Annotated in this window: 14 protein-coding genes; 5 read left to right on the top strand and 9 right to left on the bottom strand. The window is 67.4% G+C overall.

The window, feature by feature from the left end; all coding sequences use genetic code 11:
* The first annotated feature begins 87 nt into the window (after positions 1–87).
* On the top strand, positions 88–648 hold the full coding sequence (locus ACZ6YI_RS20505; RefSeq protein ID WP_465780239.1) for a DNA-3-methyladenine glycosylase I: 561 nt from the start codon (positions 88–90) through the stop codon (positions 646–648).
* Here the strand turns inward: ACZ6YI_RS20505 and bioC are convergent.
* Genes bioC through bioB form a run of 5 tightly spaced genes read right to left on the bottom strand, consistent with a single transcriptional unit; the run spans position 641 to position 5,286 of the window.
* A complete protein-coding gene (gene bioC / locus ACZ6YI_RS20510) occupies positions 641–1,531 on the bottom strand; it encodes a malonyl-ACP O-methyltransferase BioC (RefSeq protein WP_465780240.1) in 891 nt (296 codons plus the stop codon). The two genes, ACZ6YI_RS20505 and bioC, sit on opposite strands and share 8 nt — an antisense overlap.
* Entirely contained in the window at positions 1,528–2,301 is a 774-nt protein-coding gene (gene bioH, locus ACZ6YI_RS20515) for a pimeloyl-ACP methyl ester esterase BioH (RefSeq protein WP_465780241.1), read from the bottom strand. The genes bioC and bioH overlap by 4 nt, the downstream gene beginning before the upstream one ends.
* Positions 2,298–3,041, bottom strand: coding sequence for a sulfurtransferase (locus tag ACZ6YI_RS20520; RefSeq protein WP_465780242.1), 744 nt, complete (start codon positions 3,039–3,041; stop codon positions 2,298–2,300). Before ACZ6YI_RS20520 ends, bioH begins: the two co-directional genes overlap by 4 nt.
* 23 nt (positions 3,042–3,064) lie before the next feature.
* Complete coding sequence (gene bioF, locus ACZ6YI_RS20525) at positions 3,065–4,282, bottom strand: 8-amino-7-oxononanoate synthase (RefSeq protein ID WP_465780243.1); 1,218 nt, start codon at positions 4,280–4,282, stop codon at positions 3,065–3,067.
* Entirely contained in the window at positions 4,279–5,286 is a 1,008-nt protein-coding gene (bioB, locus tag ACZ6YI_RS20530) for a biotin synthase BioB (RefSeq protein ID WP_465780244.1), read from the bottom strand. Before bioB ends, bioF begins: the two co-directional genes overlap by 4 nt.
* A 141-nt stretch (positions 5,287–5,427) precedes the next feature.
* Between bioB and ACZ6YI_RS20535 the strand changes: the two genes are divergently transcribed.
* Together ACZ6YI_RS20535 and ACZ6YI_RS20540 are read left to right on the top strand one after the other, a co-directional pair.
* Entirely contained in the window at positions 5,428–5,637 is a 210-nt protein-coding gene (locus tag ACZ6YI_RS20535; RefSeq protein ID WP_465780245.1) for a hypothetical protein, read from the top strand.
* 22 nt (positions 5,638–5,659) lie between these two features.
* Positions 5,660–6,376 (top strand): ComF family protein, encoded by a 717-nt coding sequence (locus tag ACZ6YI_RS20540; protein ID WP_465780246.1) that lies wholly within the window; start codon positions 5,660–5,662, stop codon positions 6,374–6,376.
* Positions 6,377–6,461: 85 nt separating this feature from the next.
* Here ACZ6YI_RS20540 and ACZ6YI_RS20545 read toward each other — a convergent pair whose 3' ends face one another.
* From ACZ6YI_RS20545 to ubiA, 3 genes are all read right to left on the bottom strand, one after another.
* Complete coding sequence (locus ACZ6YI_RS20545; protein WP_465780247.1) at positions 6,462–7,955, bottom strand: CehA/McbA family metallohydrolase; 1,494 nt, start codon at positions 7,953–7,955, stop codon at positions 6,462–6,464.
* Positions 7,955–10,447 carry a TonB-dependent receptor gene (locus tag ACZ6YI_RS20550; RefSeq protein WP_465780248.1) on the bottom strand — a complete coding sequence of 831 codons (2,493 nt, stop codon included), beginning with the start codon at positions 10,445–10,447 and terminating at the stop codon, positions 7,955–7,957. Before ACZ6YI_RS20550 ends, ACZ6YI_RS20545 begins: the two co-directional genes overlap by 1 nt.
* Positions 10,448–10,647: 200 nt before the next feature.
* Positions 10,648–11,574, bottom strand: coding sequence for a 4-hydroxybenzoate octaprenyltransferase (gene ubiA / locus ACZ6YI_RS20555; RefSeq protein WP_440328187.1), 927 nt, complete (start codon positions 11,572–11,574; stop codon positions 10,648–10,650).
* A 185-nt stretch (positions 11,575–11,759) separates the two neighbouring features.
* Here ubiA and ACZ6YI_RS20560 point away from each other — a divergent pair, with 185 nt between their 5' ends.
* Positions 11,760–13,982, top strand: coding sequence for a hypothetical protein (locus ACZ6YI_RS20560; RefSeq protein ID WP_465780249.1), 2,223 nt, complete (start codon positions 11,760–11,762; stop codon positions 13,980–13,982).
* Between the two features lie 22 nt (positions 13,983–14,004).
* Here ACZ6YI_RS20560 and ACZ6YI_RS20565 read toward each other — a convergent pair whose 3' ends face one another.
* Positions 14,005–14,166 (bottom strand): hypothetical protein, encoded by a 162-nt coding sequence (locus ACZ6YI_RS20565; RefSeq protein ID WP_465780250.1) that lies wholly within the window; start codon positions 14,164–14,166, stop codon positions 14,005–14,007.
* A gap of 154 nt (positions 14,167–14,320) precedes the next feature.
* On the opposite strand from ACZ6YI_RS20565, the gene ACZ6YI_RS20570 reads away from it, so the two are divergent.
* Complete coding sequence (locus ACZ6YI_RS20570) at positions 14,321–14,920, top strand: short chain dehydrogenase (RefSeq protein WP_465780251.1); 600 nt, start codon at positions 14,321–14,323, stop codon at positions 14,918–14,920.
* Positions 14,921–15,027 lie beyond the last annotated feature (107 nt).

Here is a 15,027-nt window from a genome sequence, read left to right on the forward strand (position 1 = left end):
CCCCACGCTCTTCGCTTAGCTCCACGGACAGCGCTCCGCCTGTGCGGTTCCTAACCTAGTCGCCTATCCAAGACGACGAGGTGAGCCATGCGCTGTCCCTGGGCCGAGCAGACCGATATCGAGCGTGAATGGCACGACATGGAATGGGGGCGGGTGCTGCACGATGACCGCCAGCTGTTCGAACTACTTTCGCTGAAAGGCGCGCAGGCCGGCCTCGCCTGGCGTACCGTGCTGCGCAAGCGCGACGCCTACCGCCGGCTGTTCCACGACTTCGATATCGCGCGCGTGGCCGCCATGGATGACGACGAGCTGGCCCTGGCCACCTGCGACCGCGGCATCATTCGCCACCGCCTGAAGATCGCCTCGGTGCGTGCCAACGCGCGCATCATCGTGGCCATGGCGGGGAAGGGGGAGTCGTTCGCCGACCTGCTCTGGTCATTCACCGGAGGCAAGATTATCCGCAACACGCACGTCCTGCCGGCCGACGTGCCGATGCGGTCCGTCGAATCGGATGCGATGAGCCACGAATTGCAGCGCCGCGGCTTTCGCTTCGCCGGTACGGCGATCTGCTACGGCGTCATGCAGGCGGCGGGGATGGTCAACGACCACCTCGTCACCTGTGACTGCTACCGGCGTCCGCTCAGGTGAACGGATTCTTCCGGCGCGAACCGCGCAGCTTGTCGATCGAGAAGCTGGCGATCTCGCCCGAACCCTCGCGACGCGACTGGCCCTCCGGCGGGCCCCACGCGTGCGCGGTCACCACTTCCCAGGTGGAAGGAATGGTGCCTTCGGTGCGCAGCGCTTCATACGCATCGAGCATGCGCTTGTAGTGCTGCTTGCCGGTCAGGCCGCGCAGGCGGCCCGCGTCAGCATTGTTCGCACCGAGGCCGCGCAGCTCGTCGAGCAGCGCGCGTGGCGTCGGGTAGGTCAGCGTGTAGCGTTCGGCGAACAGCACGGGGTCCTTCAGGCCCTGGGCCAGCATCGCATCGCCCACATCATGCATGTCGAGGAAGCGGGCGACGTGGGCATGCTGGTCGGCGCTGGCCCAGGCGGCACGCAGTTCGCTGAGCGTGTCCGGGCCAAAGGTCGAGAACGTGAGCAGTCCGCCCGGCTTCAACACGCGTGCGCATTCGGCGAACAGCCGCTGCAGGTCCTCGCACCATTGGAAGCAAAGGTTGGAAAACAGGATGTCGACGCTGTTGTCCGGCACGGGCAGCGTGTACGCATCGGCCTGCACGCGCGCGAACGGCTTCAGCCAGCCGGCATGCTGCTTCGCCTGCTTCAGCATCGGCAAGGCGAGATCGACGGCGATCACCTGGGCCTTGGGGTATTTCTTCTTCAGTGCGGCGGTGCCGCGGCCGGTGCCGGCGCCGACATCCAGCACCACCTCCGGCACCTGCGGAAATACATCCAGGCGTTCGATCAGCGTGGCCTGCACTTCGCGCTGGAGTGCGTCGTGCTTTTCATAGGTGTCGGCGGCGCGCCCGAAATTGCGGCGGACCTGGCGGCGGTCGAAATGGAAATCGCTCATGCGTCGGAACCGGTGAACTGCGTGAGGACGGCCGCCAGTTCGGCGGCGTGTCCAATGAAAGGGGCGTGGCCGGCGTGTGCCAGCTCCACGAAACGTCCGCCCGCGGCCTCCGCCGCCGAGCGCATGGCCTCCGGGTGCACGATGCGGTCGCGCCGCCCCGCTATCCAGAGGCTTGGCATGGTCAGCTCGTGCAGGCGCGGGCGCAGGTCGGTCTCTTCGAGCAGGCGCAGGCCTTCGAGCAGCACGCGCGGGTCGGGCTCGCCGTGCTCATAGGCCTCGGCCATGAGCCGCCGGGTCTCGGCGCGCGGATCCTGGCTGCCCATGGCTTCGAGGGCGATGAAGCGATCGACCGTGGCCTTGTAGTCGGTCTCCAGGTCAGCCGCGAGCTTGCGCACCATGGCCGGATCGTTGCCGTGCGGCCAATCCTCGCTACGCACGAACTTCGGCGTGGAGCTCACCGGCACCAGGCGTTGCACGGCATCCGGGAAATCCAGCGCCGCTGTCGTTGCGACCAGCCCGCCCAGCGACCAGCCGAGCCAGTTGGCGGGCGGCGTCTCGCGGATGATCGCCTCGGCACAGGCGTGCGGATCGAACGGGATCGACGAGTTGCGCGAGTGGCCGTGCCCGGGTAGGTCCACCAGGTACATGTCGCAATGTGCCTCGAGCGCTTCGGCCAGCGGATGCAGGATGCCACCATGCATGGCCCAGCCGTGGAGCATCACCAGCGGCGTGCTGCCGCTGCCGCGTCGCTCGATGTAGAGGCCGCTCACGGCGCCTCGCTCGGGGCGAGGGCAGGATCCACCGCGCCACGGCCGTCGAACACGAAGCAGTCGCCGCGCCAGTGCGCGCCACCGACTTCCTCGAAATACTTGAGGATGCCGCCTTCCAGCTGGAACACGTGTTCGATGCCGATCTCGCGCATGTGGATAACGGCCTTTTCGCAGCGGATGCCGCCCGTGCAGAACGACACCACCGTCTTGCCGTCGAAGCGCTCGCGATCGGCGGCGACCGCGCCGGGGAAGCCGGTGAAGGAGGCGAGGCCGTATTCCACGGTGTTTTCAAACGTGCCCGCGGCGACTTCGTAGTCGTTGCGCGTATCGAGCAGCACGACTTCGCGGCCGGCATCGTCGTGGCCCTGGTCGAGCCAGCGGCGCAGGTCGGCCGGCAGCACATGCGGAGCGCGGCCTGCCTCGGGGCGGATCGCCGGCGCGTGCATGGTGATGATTTCTTTCTTCAGGCGCACGCGCATGCGGCCGAACGGTACGTCGTCCGACCAGCTTTCCTTCGGCGCGATGTCGGCGAAGCGCGGATCCTCATGCAGCCATGCCATGAAGGCATCGATGGCCTCGCGCGGCGCGGCGAGGAACAGGTTGATGCCCTCGGGCGCAAGAAGGATGGTGCCCTTCAGTGCCAGCGCCTCGCAGCGCGCCACGATCCGCTCGCGCAGGGCGGCGAGATCGTCGAGGCCGACGAACTTGTAGGCGGAAATGTTGAGGATGGACATGGGCATGGGGCGAAGCGCGGGGCCGCCCATTATACGGCGAGGGCCTGCGCTGGCAGGGGAACCCGGCCCAGGGCCTCCAGCAGGGCGTCGATCCGGGCCTCCGTATGGGCCGCCGAGAGGGTGATGCGCAGGCGGGCCGCGCCCCTCGGGACCGTCGGCGGGCGGATCGGCACCACCAGGAACCCGGCTCGCTCCAGCATCCGGGCGGCGGCCAGCGCCGCGCCGGCATCGCCCAGGACCAGCGGCTGGATGGCCGTCTGGCTCGGCAGCAGGGGCAGGCCCAGCTGGGCCGCGCCGGCGCGGAACCGGGCGATATGGGCGGCCAGCTGCTCGCGGCGCCCCTCGGTGTCTTCGCGCACCAGGCGCACCGCGGCGCGGGTGGCTGCGGCCAGCGCGGCGGGCATGGCGGTGGTGTAGATGTAGGGCCGGGCGAACTGGACGATGGCGTCGATCACGTCGGCGTCGCCCGCGACGAACGCGCCCGCGCAGCCCAGCGCCTTGCCCAGCGTGCCCATCAACACCGGGGCATCGGCGCTGCCGAGCCCTGCGGCGGCGAGGGAGCCGGCACCGTGCCGGCCGAGCACGCCCAGGCCGTGGGCGTCATCCACGTAAAGCATGGCGCCGCGGTCGCGGCAGAGCGACGCCAGCGCCGGCAACGGCGCGATGTCGCCATCCATGCTGAACACGCCATCGGTGGCGAGCAGGGCTGGCGCGTCGGGCTGCGCATCCAGCTGGCGCGCCGCCGCAGCCACGTCCGCATGTGGGTAACGGCTCAGCGCGGCACCCGCGAGCTGGGCGCCATCGATGAGGCTGGCGTGGTTGAGCTTGTCCTGCACGCACAGCGCGGTATCGCGCCCGGGCATGGCGCCGGCACCGAGCAGTGCCTGCAGCGCGCCGAGGTTGGCCATCACGCCGGTGGAAAAGAGCACCGCGCGTTCGCGGCCCGTCCAGTCCGCGAGCTCCTCCTCGAGCGCGGCATGCTCGCCGCGATGGCCGGAAACCAGATGGGCCGCGCCGGTGCCGACACCTTCGACGGCGGCAGCGCGCGTCAGCGCCGCCACCAGGTCGCGGTGGCTCGCCAGGCCCAGGTAATCATTACCGCAGAAGTCGGCCAGGACCCGTTTGCCAACGAGGCGTCGTCCGGCCGGCAGCACATCGCACGTACGCACGCGGCGAAGCAGGCCTTCGCGCTCACGTTGCGCGCGCGCGGCGGCGATCCGCGCGCGCAGGTCCGGCCGCGTGCTCACGCCGCGTCGGCGGGTTCGATGATGTCGGCGTGGACCGTGCCGGGTTCGACTTCGACCTCGAGCGGTTTCAGGCCGAGGCGCTCGAACAGGCGGCGGTCATGCTCGACGTCGGGGTTGCCGGTGGTGAGCAGCTTTTCCCCGTAGAAGATGGAGTTCGCGCCCGCGGCGAAACACAGCGCCTGCAGTGCGTCGTCCATGGTTTCGCGCCCAGCGGAGAGGCGCACGACGGAGGCCGGCATGAGGATGCGCGCAACCGCGATGCTGCGCACGAACTCAAACGGATCCAGCGCCTCGGTGCCATGCAGCGGCGTGCCCGCAACTTGCACGAGCCGGTTGATCGGCACCGACTCCGGGTGCTCCGGCAGGTTCGCCAGCGTGCGCAACAGCCCGGCGCGCTGCGCACGGGATTCGCCCATGCCGACGATGCCGCCGCAGCAGGTCTTCATGCCGGCGTGGCGCACGTTCTCGAGCGTATCCAGGCGGTCCTGGTACTCGCGCGTGTGGATGATCTCGCCGTAGAAATCCGGCGAGGTATCGAGGTTATGGTTGTAGAAATCGAGGCCGGCGCCTTTCAGCGTCTCGGCCTGCGACTGGCTCAGCATGCCGAGCGTCGCGCAGGTCTGCAGGCCCAGGCCCTTCACCGCGCTGACGATCTCGGCCACCTTGGCGACATCGCGATCCTTCGGCGCGCGCCAGGCGGCGCCCATGCAGAAGCGGCTCGCACCCGCGTCCTTCGCGGCCTGGGCGCGGGCCAGCACGGCCTCCACGCTCATCAGCTTCTCGGCCTTCACCCCGGTGGCGTAACGCGCCGCCTGCGGGCAATAGGCGCAATCCTCCGGGCAGCCGCCCGTCTTGATCGAGAGCAGGGTGGAAACCTGAACCGCATTCGGATCGTGGTGCTGGCGGTGGACCGACTGGGCCTGGAACAGCAAGTCGTTGAACGGCAACGAAAACAGGCGTTCGACCTCGTCGACGGTCCAGTCGTGGCGGAGGGCTGCGGTCATGGAAGGCTCCCGTGGCGAAGGCGCGCAGTGTCGGCGGCCGCTTACGCACTGTCAACCTTAACGGCGTGCCACTGGTTTACGGCTGACAGGCCCCGTGCTGCCGTACGATCAGGCCGTCCCCCTCCCCAGGAGTCACCCCCCATGAGTGCAGCAGGTCAGGGCAGTTCCGGTAACGTCATCGCCGCGGTGTGCAGTTTCTTCATCCCCGGCCTGGGCCAGCTCGTACAGGGGCGCGTCTTCAAGGCGCTGATCATGTTCGTGCTCGCCGCGGTGCTCTGGATCATCTGGCTGGGCTGGCTCATCCACCTGTGGTCGATCGTCGACGCGGCGATGTACCGGCCGGGTAACTAACACCCACCTCAGGAAAGGATGCATGGATGCACTCCCCTGGCTGGCCCGACTGGGCCGGTTCCTCCTGCCACTGCGTTGCCTGCTCTGTGGCGCGGATGGCCACGATGGCATCGAGCTGTGTGCCGGTTGTACCGAAGCGCTGGTGTTGAATCGCGTCCATTGCGATCGCTGCGCGCTACCCCTCGCGCGTACGATGGAGCGTTGCACTGACTGCACGAAGACCGCGCGCCCCTGGCAACGCGCGTGGGTGCCTTACCGCTATGCGTGGCCGCTGGACTTGCTGGAGAAGCGTTTCAAGTTCGGTGGCGATCTGGTCGCGGGGAAAGTGCTGTCACGCCGCTGGATAGCCGCCGGAAGCCCGCCGGGCCTGCCGCAGGCCATCGTGCCGGTGCCGCTGCACGCTGCACGGCTGCGCGAACGCGGCTTCAACCAGGCGCTAGAACTAGCCCGGCCACTGGCGCGGCACCTCGGTATACCGCTGCGGCCTGAACTGCTGCAGCGCGTGCGCAGTACCGATGCGCAGAGCGAGCTTGATGCCGAAGCGCGGGCGACGAACATGCGCGATGCGTTCGTGGCGTCCGTACCGCCGGGGCTCGATCACGTGGCGGTCGTGGACGATGTGATGACCACCGGCGCCACGTTGGAGGCCTGCACGCTGGCGTTGCAGCGCGCAGGGGTGGCACGGGTGGATGTGTGGGCGTTGGCGCGTACAGCAAAACCCGGTTTCGCCGACCTGTAGGAGCGCGCTGTGGGAGCGTGCTTGCACGCGATGGGTGCTTGCGCCACCGTCGATCGCGTGCAAGCACGCTCCCACAAGTGCGCTCCTACAGTGGGTTTGCGTAGACGGGGTTGCCGAGGAGAAGGAGCTTGCCCTGCGCATCGCGGATATCGACGCGGAACCAGTGCGCCTTGCCGTCGCTCTTCCAGTCGAAGGAGGCGCTGCCGTCGCTGCCCAAGGCCTTGTCACCGACGCGTTTGCCGTCGACGGTGGCGATCGCCTGCATGCCGGTCACCGCCGTCGTGGCGACTGCTACATGCATGCTCGAGCCTTTCGCGACAGCCAGCGTATCGCCCATGTGGGCCGTGGCGTTGCCGGCCGTGGCGGTCACGTCCAGCGTGCGGTCTTTGGTCCCTTCGGCATCGACGAACACATGCCCGGCGCGGATGCCGTCGAGGATGCCTTCCATGGAAAGCTCCCTGGCATGCACCACCGTGGTCGGCACGCCGATCACGCCAGCGAACTCGTCGCGTGCGCCATCGCTGCCATCGTGGCTGTCGCCGCCGCCGATACCGGTGATGCGCACGCCCGCATTGAGCTGCTTCTCCCAGAACGGGATACCGGTCTCGGGACGGCCAGGATCACGGCCGTTGATGGCCTCGATCGCCTGGAAGCCGTGCATGTCCACCGGCTTCCGCGGCGTGAACCCGCAGCCCATGCAAGTTTCGTCGTTAGGCCGGCGCGGGTGGTTGATCGAGATCAGCCCGTGCGCCTTCGCGACATCTGCAGTGAGGGCGTTCCAGTCGGGCACGCTCGTGCTGCCCACGCGGAAATCCAGCGGCCGGGCCACGCCGAAGAGGTTGGCGTGGCCTTCGAACGTGGTGATCTCGCGCGCGGGGATCATCAGCATGCTGTCGAAGTACGGCTGCAACTCACGCATCTCCGACACCTGCGACATGGTGTTGTGTTCGGAGATGGCGATGAAGTCGAGTCCGCGCTTCGCCGCCGAGACCACGGTGAGGAACAGCGGGCAGGGCACCTTCGCCGTGCCGCTCGCATTGAGGCAGCCGCCGTCGCTGTGCGCCGTGTGCATGTGCAGGTCGCCGCGGTACCAGCCGTCCACCGTCTTCAGCGGTGGCGACAGCCCGTGCTCGGGACCGAAGCCCTCGTCATCACCGGAGAACCAGACATCCGCGGTGAAGGACGCGGTGGACGTCGGGCGGATGTTGGGAATGCCCAGCAACAGCCGCCACTGCCCCGCACGGATCTCACCGGGCAGGAACGAAGCCGTCGCATCCGTCGCCGACACCGTGAAGCGCCGCTTGCTGCCACCGCTCCATCCGCGGAAGCCATCCTGCTCCGCGAAGCCACCGGGGCCCAGCAGGCCCAGGTCGATGGTGGTGCGCTCTTCGCGCCCGGTGTAGGTCACGTCGATAGTGATCCGCCGCGTGCCGGCCGGTACCTCGAACGGGATCTCCCGGTAGGTGTGGATGTCCTTGCCGGAGAGGTCGCCGACGAGCACGACATCGGGTGCACGCTCCGCCGCCGCTACGCTGGCGACGGCGAAGCAGGCCAGGAGGAAGGCGATGAGGCCGCGCATCAGAAACGGTACATCGCGGCAGCACGGAACGAGCGGCCGAGCAACGGCCGGGCGATGAACGTGGTGGCGCCCACATCGGAGCTGGCCAGCTCGCCGGCACGTGGATTGCCTTCGGTGAGGCCCAGCGAGTTGAACAGGTTGTCGGCGTAGAAATACAGCGACAGCTGCTGGGTGGCATCGTAGCGGGCACTGAAGTTCACCACGTGATACGCCGGCAGGCGCACCGAGTTGGCCGTGTCGACGTAGCGCATGCCCTCGTGCTCGTACGAGAACTGCAGGCGCAGGCGGTTATCCATCAGGTTCACGCCCGGCACGATCCGGTAGCTCACCTTCGGCACGCGGATCAGCTGGTTGTCCTCGTAATCGCGAAGCACCGGCGCATTGTTCACGGCCTCGGTATAGCGCAGGCCCTTGTACTTCGGATCCTGCAGGGTCGCATTGAACTGCACGTCGAACCAATTGCTCGGGTACACGGTGCCCTCCAGTTCGAGACCGTAGGTCTTGCTGCTAGCGTACCCGGTCTGCGGCGTGGAGGTGTTGTTGTTCCGATCGAAGACGTAGTTCGAGAAGCTGACGTTGTCGTACTTGGTATAGAAGGCCGTCGCGTACAGGTCGACGAAGCGGTCGCTGTACTTCCACCCCGCCTCGCCCAGGTCCATGGTCTGGAGCACCGGTGTCGCGGTGGGGCTGGTGATGTAGGTGCTGAGGTTCGGCAGGCGGAAGGTCGAGGTCCAGCGGGCGAACACGCCCTGGCGGGGCGAGAACTGCCAGTTGGCGCCGAGGGTCCAGCCGGTCTTGTCGAAGCTCTGGTCGTAATGGGTGAACTGGCCGTTACCGGTCAGCACGCTCGCCGCTGCCGGTGAGCCGCCCAGGTCGACCTTGGTCTTGCCCTCGGTGTAACCCTGCACGGTGACCTTCTCCCAGCGCGCGCCGCCGTCGATGCGCAGCTCCGGGGTGACCTGCCACTCATCGGACAGATAGAGCGCGTTCGTGTTCGACTTGCCGCTGGCGTGTTCCCATTCGTAACCGTAGCCGTAGTAGCCATGGTCGGTGAGCGAGCCGACGACATTGCCATTCGCATCCACGCCGACGAGATCGAGCAGGCGCGCGTTGTCCTTGACGTCGAGCAGCACGGTGGAGGAGTAACGATCGAAGTCCTGCTCGAAGTTGGCGTGGTAGTAGCCGAGCGTGACGTCATGGCTCTGGTCGCCGAACTCGAACTTGCGCAGGACGCGCGTGTCATTGATGAACTCGTTCACCGGCATGGTGACGCCGCGGATACCGCCCGTGACGACCAGGCCGTTGCCGTTCTGGCCGTTGACGTTGAACACCTGCGACGGGTTGTCGACGTAGCGCAGCTGCAATGCCGTGGCGCCCGGCACGAGGCCGAGGCGCTTGGCGCTGTCTTGCTGGATCAGCGAGGCACCGGTCTGCACTGCGTTCGGGAACACACCGTTACGCTGCGTATCGGTGGTGCTGTAGCGCATCGCTTCGGCGAGCTTCCAGTCATCGCCCAGGTCGTGGTCGAACTTGAAGGACACCTGGGTACGCTTGACGTGCGTGCCTTCGCTGTTGTCGAAGTGGTACGTGCCACCGCCCGCCTCGCGCATGTCGAGGTTCTCCGTTTCCGGACCGGCCAGCGTGCCGTAGTTACCGTTGAAACCGGGCGCGGGACGGATGTCGCCGTGCGGATCCGTGTACATCGGGATGCCGAGATACAGGGCGACCTTGTCGTCCATGTGCTTCACGTCGAAGCTGATGTTGCCGTTCTCCAGCTGCTTCGACAGGGTCGCGCGAAGCTGGCCGCCATCATCGGCGTGGAACTGCGGGCGGCGCACGCCGTCGTCGACGCGCCAGAAGCCGCCGACGCCGAGCTTCCAGCCACCGCCGATCGGCGTGCCGTACCAGAAGTCGAGCCGGTTGAGCGAATAGTTGCCGACGGTGTACTTCACGAGGCCTTCGGCGGTATCGCCGACCTGGCGCGGGATGAAGTTGATCGCACCGGCCGGCGCGTTCGAATAGAACACGGAGGACGGGCCACCACGGACGACTTCGACGCGCTCGATCGTTTCATCGAGGCGGAACGCCTGGTCGGCGTTGAGGTAACCCAGTGCGGGATCGTGCTGCACGGGGATGCCGTCTTCGAGCAGCGTCACCGAGCCGTAGCCGTCCACCGGGATACCACGGGCGCGGATGTTGCCCGAGGCTTCGCCACCGGAGGATTCGACCCAGAAGCCGGGCACGGATTTCACGGCTTCGGTCACGCTGGTCGGGGCCTGCATGCGCAGGCGGTCCTCGTCGATCGTGGTGATCGAATAGCTGGTCTCGGCCTTGGTCCGCGTCTCGACGCCCGAGCGGGCGGTGACGACCACGTTGTCGAGATCCGTGGTTTTCTTTTGTGGTTCGGCATCCTGCGCGTGGGCGGCGGCGGAAAACGCGAACGCGGCGACGATGGCCGTGCGCAGCGCACGACAGAGCTGGGTATGACGCATGGTGGGGTGGAACTCCGGGATGGGTAGTACACGTGCCCACCCCGCCGCCCGGCAGGGGTTTGCCGGTACGCCGGCCTCTCCCTGGGCGCGTGATCCGGAAGAACTTATGCGTCAGTGGTGACGGACAAGTTCATGCGCGATGTCCGTGGGATGTCACGATGACCGCGAAGTTTTCCGAACGGTGACGAACGTGATGCGCATCACAGGGCCAGCGCGACGACGATGCCGACCCACAACGCAAGGCCTACCCAGTTGTTATGCCGGAACGCCGCCAGGCACGCATCCCGCGCACGATCGCGCATGATCCACTGCTGGTAAGCGAACAGGCCGGCGGTGATCGCCAGGCCAAGCCAGTAAGGCCAGCCTAGCGCCGAGCGCGTGCCGACCATCAGCATGGCGAGCAGGAACGTGCCCATCAGCACGCCGATGATCACGAGGTCGGCATCGGCGAACAGGATGGCCGTGGACTTCGCGCCAGCCTTCAGGTCCTCCTCGCGATCGACCATCGCGTATTCCGTGTCGTAGATCACCGACCAGAGGATATTCGCGATGAACAGCAGCCACGCCACCGGCGGCACCTGGTTCGTGACCGCGGCGAAGGCCATGGGGATCGACCAGCCGAACGCCGCGCCCAGGACCACCTGCGGCAGGTTGGTGTAGCGCTTGGTGAAGGGGTAGAGCGCCGCGAGTCCCGCGCCCGCGAAGGAGAGCAGGATCGTGAGCTTGTTCGTGAACAGCACAAGCACGAACGAGAACACCAGCAGGGCGGCAAAGGTGATCAAGGCCTCCTTGGGCGTGATCCTGCCACTCGCGATCGGGCGCCCCGCCGTGCGCGCCACCTGCGGATCGAGCTTGCGATCGGCGTAGTCGTTGATCGCACAGCCGGCCGAGCGCATGGCGAACACACCGAGGGTGAAGATCACCAGGGGGCCGACCGGCGGGAAATCCTTCGCGGCCAGCCACAGGGCCCACCAGGTAGGCCACAGGAGCAGCAACGCCCCGATGGGGCGATCCATGCGGGTGAGCTGGAGGAACGCGTAGATGCGCTCGCGGCGGGCGGCAGGCGCGCCCCGCAGCAGGAACGCCAGGACGCGCTCGGCCGTCGTCGACGCATCCGCGGGCCGCACCCGCGCTGGGGCGGGGGCTGCGACGGGCTTGCGCGCCATGGTCGGCACCTTGCGGCGCGGCGTGTTCTTCTTGGATGCGGGGCTCATGGCGGGGAGTCTAACCGGCCGGCCCGCGAGACCACAGGGCCCGAAAAGGGCCGGTTGGCTTAGACTCCCGCATTCCCTTGCGATCACCCGGCCGCGCCTTGCCTACAGACAAGATCCCCTACCGACGCCTGTTGCTCGTGCTGGCTGCCGCCTGGCTGGCGCTGAACTTCACCGTGCTGGTGCGCGGCAAGGTCTTGCCCTGGGACGCGATCTACCAGTTCTACCCCACCGTGTACTTCAACGCGCACAGCCTGCGCACCGGGGTGGCGCCGTGGTGGAACCCGTTTATCTACGGCGGGTTCGCCCAGCTGGGTGACCCGCAGGGCATGCTCTTCTCGCCGCTGCTCATGGGCTGGATGCTCCTTCCGCCGGATCCAGGGGCCGTGTGGTTTTCCTGGGGCGTGCTGTTGCACATGCTGATGGGCGGCGCGGCCATGCTCGGCGTGCTGCGCCGGCATGGCGCGAACCCGCTGGGCATGCTGCTCGGCGCCATCGTGTACATGGCCGGCGGCGTGGCCGCCTCGCGGCTGGAGCACGTGCCCATCGTCATCGCCTATGGCTACGTGCCGGTGGTGTTGCTCGCGTTGCGCCGCGCCCTGGAACGGCCGGGCCTGGGGCGCGGGTGCCTGTTGGGCCTGGCCGCCGGGGCGATGGTGACGCAGCTCACCCAGGTCACGTATCTGTTCGTGCTGGTCGTGCTTGCCTATGGCGTGGTCGCCGTGGCGACGGAAGGGCGCGCCATGGATGGTCGTGGACGGGTTCGTACCGCCCTGGCCCTGGGTATCGCGCTGGTCCTGGCGTTGTTGGTTGGCCTGCCCCAGCTCATCTTCAGCTGGGCGACGCTGCAACTTTCCACTCGCTCCGACATGGCGCTGGCGCTCGCGGCGGGCGGTTCGCTGGACCCGCGCGCCCTCTTGTTCCTCGTGTATCCCAATGCCTATGGCGGCCTGTCGGATTTCATCCACGCACCCATCGATCCGGTGCAGTCCTTCCTGTACATCGGTGCCGTGCCAATGCTGGCCCTGGCAGGTCTCGTGCGCGCATGGCGGATGCCGCGCCGACGACGCGGCATCGTGTGTTTCGCGACGCTGGCCCTGTTTGCCACCGTGTACATGCTGGGCACGCGCACGCCCGTCTATGGCTGGCTGTATACGTGGCTACCCGGCCTCAATCACTTTCGCCGCCCCTCGGACGCGGCGTATGTCCTCAACTTCGCCCTGGCGTTCCTGGTGGCCGCTGGCGCGACGCAGCTGGACCTGCGTTCACGGCGGGAGACAGCGTGGCTGGCGGGGATGGCCTTGCTATGGCTGGTCATCGCCGGAGCATGCTCGCGGTTCGCTCCGCATGGTGCCCCGGGCATCGCCGTTATCGTGGGCGCGCTGGTGCTATGGCAGCTGTGCCGCCCCGGCAGCGCATGGCGTGTCGCGCTATGGCTCGTCGTCCTCGTGGTCGCGGACTACCGGAGCTACAACTTCAATGGCCGGTTCAACGCGTCGTACAACGACGTCAGGCACTACCGGCGCGATCCCGCCGCGCTCTACCTCGCGGACCGGCTGCGTAGCCATGAACGCATAAGCGTCGAGTCGACCTCAGCGGCCTGGGACAACATGGGCATGCTGCTGGGCATCCGCTCAACGCAGGGCTACAACCCGCTGCGCGACGCGTTGTACGAGTCCTGGTACCAGCCCCGCGAGAACATCAACGTGGCCAGCGCGCCGGCACCGTATAACGCGCGGCCCGACGCCCGCCTGGACGATCTCCTCGGCGTGCGTTATCTCGCGATCGGACATGGCGATGAGCCGGCTACCTATGTGCCGCCACCCGATTACACGAAGGTCGATTCCTTCCCCTACGTCGATCTCTGGCGGAATGACGGCGCGTACGGTCGCTTCCTGCGGCCGGTCGACGTGCGCTGGTTGGCAGTGGGCGAGACGCCATCCGTCGCCGACTTCAACCAGACGGATTTCGCGCAATCCGTCTGGCTCACGCCTCGCGACGACGAGGACCGGGCGACGGCCCGCGCTCGCGCGACGAAGTGCACGGGGCGCGTCGAAGCCGATGTCCAGGGCTCGACCTATTCGCGCGTGGATCTCCATGTCCACTCCGCGCAGGGCGGATGGCTGGTCGCCGGCGATGTGGATCATCCGGGGTGGGGCGCCACGCTCGATGGCGTGCCGGTTCCCATCCATCGCGCGAACGGCATGTTCCGCGCGGTTTGCGTTCCGCCGGGGGATCACCAGCTCACGTTCGCTTTCGATCCTGTCCGCCTGGTGAAGTACGCCTGGAAACACCGGGGTGATGGACGGGTGTCTGGCACCTGAGGTGCCCTTGGCGAAAGAAGGGTCACTTCGGTTCCAACGGCTCTACCGGATCGTTATCTTCCGGCGGCTCGGGGTCGGCATCGCGTTCCGGGCGGTAGCTTCCCGGCTTGCGGATCTCGTCCTCCGGGCGGTTCTTGCCCGGTTCGGCGAAGGGAGGCTGGGGATTCGTAGGGGTGAGAGGCATGGGCTGGCTCCACTCGGCTAGGTTGGATCCCAACGTAGGTTCGCGGGGGTGAAGCCTCCGGGTATGCCCCATGAAGCCCCGGTCGACGCCGGCGGGACAGTTCATGCGCCGGGGCGTACCCTTTCCCGTTGGCCACTACCCTGGAGACCCTTTCATGAAGATCCTTATCGTTGGCGCCGGCGGCACGCTGGGCAAGGCCGTTGCCGCCGAACTCGGCCAGCGGCACGAGATCATCCGCGCCGGTCGTAGCAGCGGCGATGTGCAGGTGGATCTCCGCGACGGCAAGAGCGTCGAGGCGATGTACGACAAGGTGGGAGAACTCGACGCCGTCGTATGCACGGCGGGCAAGGTCCCGTTCGCGCCGCTGGATGAACTGACCGAAGACAAGTACCTCGAAGGCATCAACGACAAGCTGCTCGGCCAGGTCCGCCTGGTCCAGGCCGGCATGGACAAGCTGCGCGAGCGTGGTTCGTTCACGCTGATCACCGGCATCCTCACCGAACAGCCGATCCTGGCGGGCGCCTGCGCAAGCATGGTCAACGGTGCGGTCGAGGCATACGTTCGCGCCGCCGCCATCGAGCTGCCGCGCGGCCTGCGCATCAACGTCGTGAGCCCGAACGTGCTGACCGAATCGATGGCAGGTTACGGCCCGTTCTTCCGCGGCTTCGAACCCGTCGACGCCGCGCGTGCCGCGCTGGCGTTCTCACGCTCGGTCGAAGGCCTGCAGACCGGCCAGGTCTACAAGGTCTGGTAACACCCTTGTGGGAGCGGGGGGGGGGGGGGGGGGGCGCCCACCCCCCCCCCCCCCCCACCCACAAAATTAAAATCAGGACACCCCCAAAAAACCTGGTTAGCCCAACC

It is taken from the genome of Luteibacter sp. NPDC104163, assembly GCF_055584245.1.

Coding starts and splice junctions, on each gene's coding strand:
- ACZ6YI_RS20505 (WP_465780239.1), top strand. CDS start 88: ATGCGCTGTCCCTGGGCCGAGCAGACCGATATCGAGCGTGAATGGCAC.
- bioC (WP_465780240.1), bottom strand. CDS start 1,531: ATGAGCGATTTCCATTTCGACCGCCGCCAGGTCCGCCGCAATTTCGGG.
- ACZ6YI_RS20520 (WP_465780242.1), bottom strand. CDS start 3,041: ATGCCCATGTCCATCCTCAACATTTCCGCCTACAAGTTCGTCGGCCTC.
- bioB (WP_465780244.1), bottom strand. CDS start 5,286: ATGACCGCAGCCCTCCGCCACGACTGGACCGTCGACGAGGTCGAACGC.
- ACZ6YI_RS20535 (WP_465780245.1), top strand. CDS start 5,428: ATGAGTGCAGCAGGTCAGGGCAGTTCCGGTAACGTCATCGCCGCGGTG.
- ACZ6YI_RS20540 (WP_465780246.1), top strand. CDS start 5,660: ATGGATGCACTCCCCTGGCTGGCCCGACTGGGCCGGTTCCTCCTGCCA.
- ACZ6YI_RS20545 (WP_465780247.1), bottom strand. CDS start 7,955: ATGCGCGGCCTCATCGCCTTCCTCCTGGCCTGCTTCGCCGTCGCCAGC.
- ACZ6YI_RS20550 (WP_465780248.1), bottom strand. CDS start 10,447: ATGCGTCATACCCAGCTCTGTCGTGCGCTGCGCACGGCCATCGTCGCC.
- ACZ6YI_RS20565 (WP_465780250.1), bottom strand. CDS start 14,166: ATGCCTCTCACCCCTACGAATCCCCAGCCTCCCTTCGCCGAACCGGGC.
- ACZ6YI_RS20570 (WP_465780251.1), top strand. CDS start 14,321: ATGAAGATCCTTATCGTTGGCGCCGGCGGCACGCTGGGCAAGGCCGTT.